The organism is Arenimonas sp., from assembly GCF_035312645.1.
GTDB lineage: Bacteria > Pseudomonadota > Gammaproteobacteria > Xanthomonadales > Xanthomonadaceae > Arenimonas.
Window position 1 is genome coordinate 1 of record NZ_DATGBO010000038.1, and the last position, 6,923, is coordinate 6,923.

The window sequence follows — 6,923 nt, forward strand, 5'->3', positions numbered from 1 at the left end:
GCGTGGATTTCCATCCGCTGCTCACGCATGCCTTCCGCTTCTGGTCGTGGCTGACCATGGCGATGGTGACCAAGGAATGGGTCGCCGTGCATCGCCTGCACCACGCGCGTTGCGAAACCGACGAAGATCCGCATAGCCCGCGCTTCCACGGCATCAACAAGGTGCTCTGGCGTGGCGTCGAGCTGTACCAGGACGCGCGCCTGGACAAGGCGATGCTGGAAAAATACGGCAAGGGCACGCCCGACGACTGGTTGGAGCGCCACGTCTACACGCCGCGCTCGACCTTGGGTCCGGTGTTGATGCTGGTGATCGATGTCGCGCTGTTCGGTCTGCCGGGGCTGCTGATGTGGGCGTTGCAGATGGCCTGGATTCCGTTCTGGGCCGCGGGCGTGATCAATGGTCTCGGCCACTGGTGGGGCTATCGTAATTTCGATACCGCCGACACCGCCACCAACCTCACGCCCTGGGCCGTTTGGATCGGCGGTGAAGAACTGCACAACAATCACCATGCGTTTCCGAGCTCGGCGAAATTCGCACTGCGTCGTTTCGAATTCGATATCGGTTGGGCGGCGATCCGTGTCTTCCAGACGCTGCGCCTGGCGAAGGTGCTGCGCATCGCGCCGCAGTTGAACGTGCGCCCGAATATTTCCGTGCCCGATACCGAAACCCTGCGCGCGATCATGGCGCACCGCTGGCAGGTGGCGACCGACTACTTCGTCACCGTGCTCAAACCGCAGTTGCGTCACGAGGCCAGCGAACTACCACGTCGCCTGCGTCGCGCTTTCCGCAGCGATGGCCGCTGGCTGGACGAAGCGCACCGCGAGCGCCTGCGCGCTTTCATCGCCGAACGCCCGAACCTCGCCAGCCTGCTCGCCTATCGTCAACGCTTGCTTGCGATCTACGAACTGCGCAGCGTCGAGATGGATGCGCGCATGGAAGCCTTGCGCGCCTGGTGCGCCGAAGCCGAAGCCTCGGGCATTCACGCCCTGCAGGAATTTTCCGCACGTTTGAAAGGATATGCGTTGGTACCGGCGCGGATCTGATTAGCGCGGCGATGCTGATCGTCGAAAAAAGCCCGCCATTCGGCGGGCTTTTTCATGGCGGCGACTTCAGCGCGCGCCGCATCGAGCCATCGCGCTCAAGCATCGCGGCGTTCGCGGACCAGGTTCTCGACCACGGCCGGATCGGCGAGCGTGGAAATATCGCCGAGTTGATCGGGAAGATTCTCGGCGATCTTGCGCAGGATGCGCCGCATGATTTTCCCCGAGCGCGTCTTCGGCAGCCCTGGCGCCCATTGCAGGTGATCGATGCCGGCAATGGCACCGATTTCGTGGCGCACGAAGGCGACCAGCTCACGGCGCAGATCCTCGCTGGTGACCTCGCCGGCATTGAGCGTCACATAGGCGTAGATGCCCTGGCCCTTGAGGTCGTGCGGAAAACCGACCACCGCCGCTTCCGCGACTTTCGGATGCGCGACCAGCGCGCTTTCCACTTCCGCGGTGCCGATGCGATGGCCGGAGACATTGATGACGTCGTCGACGCGACCGGTAATCCAGTAGTCGCCATCGGCATCGCGTCGGCAACCGTCACCGGTGAAATAACTGCCCGGATACGTGCGGAAATACGTGTCGAGGAAACGCGCGTGGTCGCCGTACACCGTGCGCATCTGTCCCGGCCAGCTGCCGCGCAGCACGAGGTTGCCTTCGGCTTCGCCATCGAGGATCGCACCGTTGCTATCGACCAGAGCAGGCTTGATGCCGAAGAACGGGCGTGTCGCAGATCCAGGCTTGAGCTCAGTCGCACCCGGCAGCGGCGAAATCAGGATGCCGCCGGTTTCCGTCTGCCACCATGTGTCAACGATGGGACAGCGTTTTTCGCCCACAACTTCGTAATACCAGCGCCAGGCTTCCGGGTTGATCGGCTCGCCCACCGTGCCAAGCAGGCGCAGCGACGCGCGCGAGGTCGCTTTCACCGGCGCATCACCCTCGCGCATTAGCGCGCGGATCGCCGTCGGTGCGGTGTAGAAAATCGTCACGCGGTGCTTGTCGATCACGTTCCAGAAACGCGAGTGGTCCGGATGATTCGGCACGCCCTCGAACATCAGCGTCGTCGCGCCATTCGCGAGCGGGCCATAGACGATGTAACTGTGCCCGGTCACCCAGCCAACATCGGCGGTGCACCAGTAGATATCGTCCTCGCGCAGGTCGAACACGCATTCGTGCGTGTAGCTGGCGAACAGCAGATAGCCGCCGCTGGTATGCAGCACGCCCTTGGGTTTTCCGGTGCTTCCCGAGGTGTAGAGGATGAACAGCGGATCCTCCGCATTCATCGCCTCAGCGCGGCAGTCAATTACCTGCGCATCGACGACGGCGTCGTACCAACGGTCACGCGGCATCTGCATCGGCACCGCGCTGCCGGTATGGCGCACGACCAGCACCGTTTCGACGGCCGACGTGCCCGCGCGTTTCAGCGCCTCGTCGACATTGGCCTTGAGCGGAATGCGCTTGCGACCGCGCCGGCCTTCGTCAGCGGTGATCACCAGTTTCGAATCGCAGTCGGCGATGCGCCCGGCCAGGGAATCGGGCGAAAAGCCGCCGAACACCACCGAATGAATCGCACCGATGCGCGCGCAGGCCAGCATCGCCACCGCGGCTTCGGGAATCATCGGCAGATAGATCGTCACCCGGTCGCCCTTGCGCACGCCGAGGTTGCGCAGCGCATTCGCAAGACGACCGACACGCGCGTGCAGTTCGCGATAGCTGATGTGCTGCGCCGGTTCGTTGGGTTCGTCCGGCTCCCAGACGATTGCAGTCTTGTCGCCGCGCACCGCGAGATGGCGATCGAGGCAGTTCGCCGCGACATTGAGCTCGCCATCGGCGAACCAGCGGATGCGGAAATCATCCAGCGCGAAATTCGATTCGTCGATGCGCGTCGGCATCTTCATCCAGTCCAGGCGCGTCGCGATCCCGGCCCAGAAGGCGTTCGGATCGGCGATGGAGCGCGCGTAATCGCGGCCGTAGCTTTCCGCGGTGACGCGCGCGTGCGCGGCGAATGCGGGGTCGACGGGAATGGCTGGCTGCGTCATGGCGATACCTCCGGCCACAACTTTAGCAGGGCGTCGCCAGGCAAGGCAGCATCAGCTATTCGTCGGCGGCGTATGTAGGAGCGACGCAAGTCGCGACATTTTCCAGCCGTGCAGGTCTTGCTGGGCTATTGCCCGAAAGCCCTATGGCTTCCACGCTATTCAGCGCAACGTGTCCTCGAGTTGTCGCCACTGACGATCCCGCACCATCACGAATCGGCAATGACCGCCGCTCAGCTCCGCCCATAGCGCGCCGATCTGCCGATCATCCTCGGCATCGGTCCAGCCCTGCGCGCCCTTTTATTCGACGACGAGGATTTTTCCGTCGGGCAATTCGCAGACGAAGTCCGACCAGAACCGGCCAGTGGCCTTTTGCAGGAAGAACGCGCAGCCCGGCTTGTTGACCAGGTTGCGCACCCAGTGCTTGATGCGCCCTTGCTGCGCCAGCATGTCCAGTTGGACCGCGCACTCGAATTCTTCCTTGCTGTCGAAGTCGCCGACGCGTCCATAGAAATGCTTACGAAAATCCCACGCCCCATGCTCGCTTCTACGACTGTCGTATTCGCGGCTGGGCGCATAGGCCTGAGGATGAAACTCGAAGGCAAGCGCATCGCTGAGATTTTCGCCGGCGCGTTGATCGACAACCAGCGTGTCATCGCCGTCGGCACGCGCACGTTCGGCAAAGGCCGCATCCAGGAAAAGATCGCGCTGCCGCCGGGCCAGGGCGGGATCATGCTTTCGACGGGTATTTTCCGCCGGCCCAATGGCAAGACATTCGACAAACACGACGCTGGCCACGCCGACGATGCCGGGATCGCGCCCATGCCGGACAACGTGGTGACCCTCGCACCGCCCGAGCTTGCCTCGTGGCGCCAGGACATGGAGCGCCTCGACGGTCCGTTCCTGTTGGCGCCGGAGGAGCTCGGAACGAAGCAACCCGATGTCGTGCTGGCGCGTGGCGTGGCCGTGTTGACGCTGCTTGTCTCTGCGCGGAAGTAGCCACCGACCCGGCCGCGCGAATTGGTTCTTCAAATTTCCCGCCGCCGACACAAAGAAAAAGCCCGCCGGAAGGCGGGCTTTTTCGTGAGGCTCGATCACCGCCGGAGCGGGAAGGATCTTCGTCAGGCGAAGATCACTTGATCTTGCCTTCCTTGTACATCACGTGCTTGCGGACGACCGGGTCGTACTTGAGCATTTCGAGCTTGTTCGGCGTGGTCTTTTTGTTCTTGTCGGTCGTGTAGAAGTGACCGGTGCCGGCCGAGGAGGTCATGCGGATCTTGTCGCGCTTGGATGCCATGGTGGATTCTCCTTAGACCTTTTCGCCGCGAGCGCGAAGCTCAGCGATGATGACGTCGATACCGTTCTTGTCGATGGTACGCAGACCGTTTGCCGAGACGCTCAGCTTGATCCAGCGGTTTTCGCTGGCAACCCAGAAGCGGCGCTCGTGAATATTGGGAATGAAAGTGCGTTTGGTGTGGTTGTTGGCATGGGAGACGTTGTTACCCGTCATCATCTTCTTGCCAGTTACTTGGCAAATACGGCTCATGGCGTACCTCGATTATCGTTTGTCACCCATAGCCCGGGTGATATCGGCCCCGCGGCGCCGCGTTGGCGGCGCTGCACGCGATTCGGACAGGAAAAACACGTTGCGCCAGCGGGCCGGAATCGCGTTTCCGGGGCCGGGGCCAAGAGGCAGGTGCGCAGCGAGCCGCGAAGTATCGGGGATTAAGGTAATCGGGTCAAGGACTTAGCGAGGATTTCGCAGTGTCGGGCGCCGGCGATTGGCGCTAACCGGGCGACCCTTGCCTTGGTAAGTTATTGAACCCAAAGAAATTCACGGTTCTTGAGGTTGTCACCCCCGCGAAGGCGGGGGTCCAGCGACTTTGGGGTGGCTGGTCGAAAGACGCTGGGTCCCCGCCTTCGCGGGGGTGACGGCCGCTTGGCGGCGTCGCCAGCGAGCTGGCTCCTACGACGGGGGGTGATGGCGTGCGGTCAGGTCAATGCGAGGCTTTGTCGCGATGCCAGCCGCGGTGCTTGATGTCGAGGTACAGGCTGTACATCGCGGTGAACGAGGGGAACAGATTGCCGAGTACGCCGACCGAATCCTGCTTGGACGAGAACAGGAAATAGCTCAGCGTCATCAGACTGCCGACCACGCTCATGTACCAGAACGCGCGCGGGATCACCGGCTTGCCCATGCGCTTGGAGGCGACGAACTGCACCAGCCAGCGGCCGCCGAACATCAGCGTGCCGACATAGCCGATCAGTTTCCACATCGTGATGTGCAGGCCGGTCCAGGCCAGCCAGATAATTTGTTCGTTCATGCGCGCGGCACTTCCCTGATCGCGGTGACCTTGCTGCGCTTGATCAGCCAGCCGACCCCGCGCAGGTCGGCGAGACCGACCCAGGCACGACCAAGGTTGTTGTACTTGGACACGCCGGTCGAACGCTCGCGATGGTTCACCGGCACGCTCACCGACTGCCAGCCCGCGCGCTTGACCAGCGCTGGCAGGTAGCGATGCATGTGGTTGAAGTAGGGCAGATCGAGGAAAACGTCGCGCTCGAACAGCTTGATGCCGCAGCCGGTGTCGGGCGTCTCGTCGCGCAGCAGGCGCGAGCGGATCGCATTGGCGAATTTCGAAGCCCAGCGCTTGGATCCCGTGTCTTTGCGATTCACGCGCCAGCCCGCGAACAACTTGATGCCGCTGTCGGCGGTCGCACGCGCGTCGAGCAGTTTCGGGATATCGGCCGGATCGTTCTGGCCATCGCCGTCCAGTGTCGCGATCCAGGTGCCGCGCGCGGCCTTGACACCATTGCGCACCGCCGTGCTCTGGCCGCTTTGATTCACATGCTGGATCACGCGCAGTTCCGGCGTGGTCGCCATCAAATCCTTCAGCACGGCCAGCGAATTGTCTTTCGAGCAATCGTCGACGTAGACGATCTCGAACGGAATCTTTCCGCGCAGCGCCGCGACGATTTCGCCGACCAGCGGGGCGACGTTGTCCTGCTCGTTGAACACCGGCACGACGACCGAGAGTTCGGGATTGGTGTGCGGCTTGTCGAGTTGTTCGGCCGTCATGCGGCATCTCCAAAATAATCTTGGCACCAGGAGACGACTTCCGGCAGTGCCTGTTCGATCGTGGTGTGCGGCTCGAAGCCGAGCGCCGCGCCGGCGTTGAAGCTATCGAGGCCGATCGCGCGCTCGCGGCACGCGAGCGGTGCACGGCAGGTGTAGGCGCCGACAAAACCAGCCGCGCCGGTGACGAGGACAGTCATTGCGTCAGGGCAGGAACGCGATCGCGCTCAGTCGGCGCGGCCGCGAATCCTCTCCAGGATGCCTTCGAGTGCCTCCAGCCCGTGATAGGCGATCACGAGCTTGCCGCGGCCGCCGCGGCCATGTTGCACGGCGACTTTCGCACCGAGGCGTTCGCCGAGTTCGCGCTCGAGCAGGGCGATGTCGGCATCGGCTTTCTTGGCGGGAGCGGCGGCTTTCTTGCTCGGAATCTTGCCCTGCGCGAGTTGCTGCGCACGACGCTCCACTTCGCGCACGGACAAACCGTTTTCCGCCGCGTCCTTCGCCAACGCAATCGCCGCCTGCGGCACCAGCGTCAACAAGGCGCGGGCATGGCCCATCTCGAGTTTCTTGTCCTCGAGCAGTTTGCGGATTTCTTCCGGCAACTCGAGCAGACGCAGCAGGTTCGACACCGCCGCGCGCGAACGGCCAACCGCTTCCGCTGCCTGCTGGTGCGTGAGCGAGAATTCGTCGATCAGTCGCGACAACGCCAGGGCTTCTTCCAGCGGATTGAGGTCTTCGCGCTGGATGTTCTCGATCAGCGCCATC

9 protein-coding genes and 1 pseudogene are annotated in these 6,923 nt (G+C 63.1%); 2 read left to right on the top strand and 8 right to left on the bottom strand.

Annotation, left to right across the window (positions count from 1 at the left end; translation table 11 throughout):
* Positions 1-1,043, top strand: a 1,043-nt coding sequence (locus VKM35_RS03000; protein ID WP_324318202.1) for a DesA family fatty acid desaturase, incomplete at its 5' end; no start/stop codon positions are given.
* A 95-nt stretch (positions 1,044-1,138) separates the two neighbouring features.
* Here the strand turns inward: VKM35_RS03000 and acs are convergent.
* Positions 1,139-3,085, bottom strand: coding sequence for an acetate--CoA ligase (acs, locus tag VKM35_RS03005; protein WP_414636539.1), 1,947 nt, complete (start codon positions 3,083-3,085; stop codon positions 1,139-1,141).
* Between the two features lie 297 nt (positions 3,086-3,382).
* Positions 3,383-3,532 carry a hypothetical protein gene (locus tag VKM35_RS13815; protein ID WP_414636540.1) on the bottom strand — a complete coding sequence of 50 codons (150 nt, stop codon included), beginning with the start codon at positions 3,530-3,532 and terminating at the stop codon, positions 3,383-3,385.
* Positions 3,533-3,670: 138 nt separating this feature from the next.
* Here VKM35_RS13815 and VKM35_RS13820 point away from each other — a divergent pair, with 138 nt between their 5' ends.
* Positions 3,671-4,081 (top strand): S41 family peptidase, encoded by a 411-nt coding sequence (locus VKM35_RS13820; RefSeq protein WP_414636541.1) that lies wholly within the window; start codon positions 3,671-3,673, stop codon positions 4,079-4,081.
* A 133-nt stretch (positions 4,082-4,214) separates the two neighbouring features.
* Here the strand turns inward: VKM35_RS13820 and rpmG are convergent, their stop codons facing one another.
* The 6 genes and pseudogenes from rpmG to VKM35_RS03040 form a co-directional block, all read right to left on the bottom strand.
* Positions 4,215-4,379, bottom strand: a complete 165-nt coding sequence (rpmG, locus tag VKM35_RS03015) for a 50S ribosomal protein L33 (protein WP_324318206.1) — start codon at positions 4,377-4,379, stop codon at positions 4,215-4,217.
* Positions 4,380-4,391: 12 nt separating this feature from the next.
* Positions 4,392-4,628, bottom strand: coding sequence for a 50S ribosomal protein L28 (rpmB, locus tag VKM35_RS03020; RefSeq protein WP_324318208.1), 237 nt, complete (start codon positions 4,626-4,628; stop codon positions 4,392-4,394).
* Positions 4,629-5,079: 451 nt separating this feature from the next.
* Positions 5,080-5,406, bottom strand: a complete 327-nt coding sequence (locus VKM35_RS03025; protein WP_324318210.1) for a lipid-A-disaccharide synthase N-terminal domain-containing protein — start codon at positions 5,404-5,406, stop codon at positions 5,080-5,082.
* Entirely contained in the window at positions 5,403-6,161 is a 759-nt protein-coding gene (locus tag VKM35_RS03030; protein ID WP_324318212.1) for a glycosyltransferase family 2 protein, read from the bottom strand. Before VKM35_RS03030 ends, VKM35_RS03025 begins: the two co-directional genes overlap by 4 nt.
* Positions 6,162-6,253: 92 nt before the next feature.
* Positions 6,254-6,358 (bottom strand): annotated as a pseudogene (locus VKM35_RS03035) (NAD-dependent epimerase/dehydratase family protein); the annotation flags it as partial.
* Positions 6,359-6,385: 27 nt separating this feature from the next.
* Positions 6,386-6,923 (bottom strand): ParB/RepB/Spo0J family partition protein (locus VKM35_RS03040; protein ID WP_324318214.1); only part of this gene is annotated, 538 nt, incomplete at its 5' end.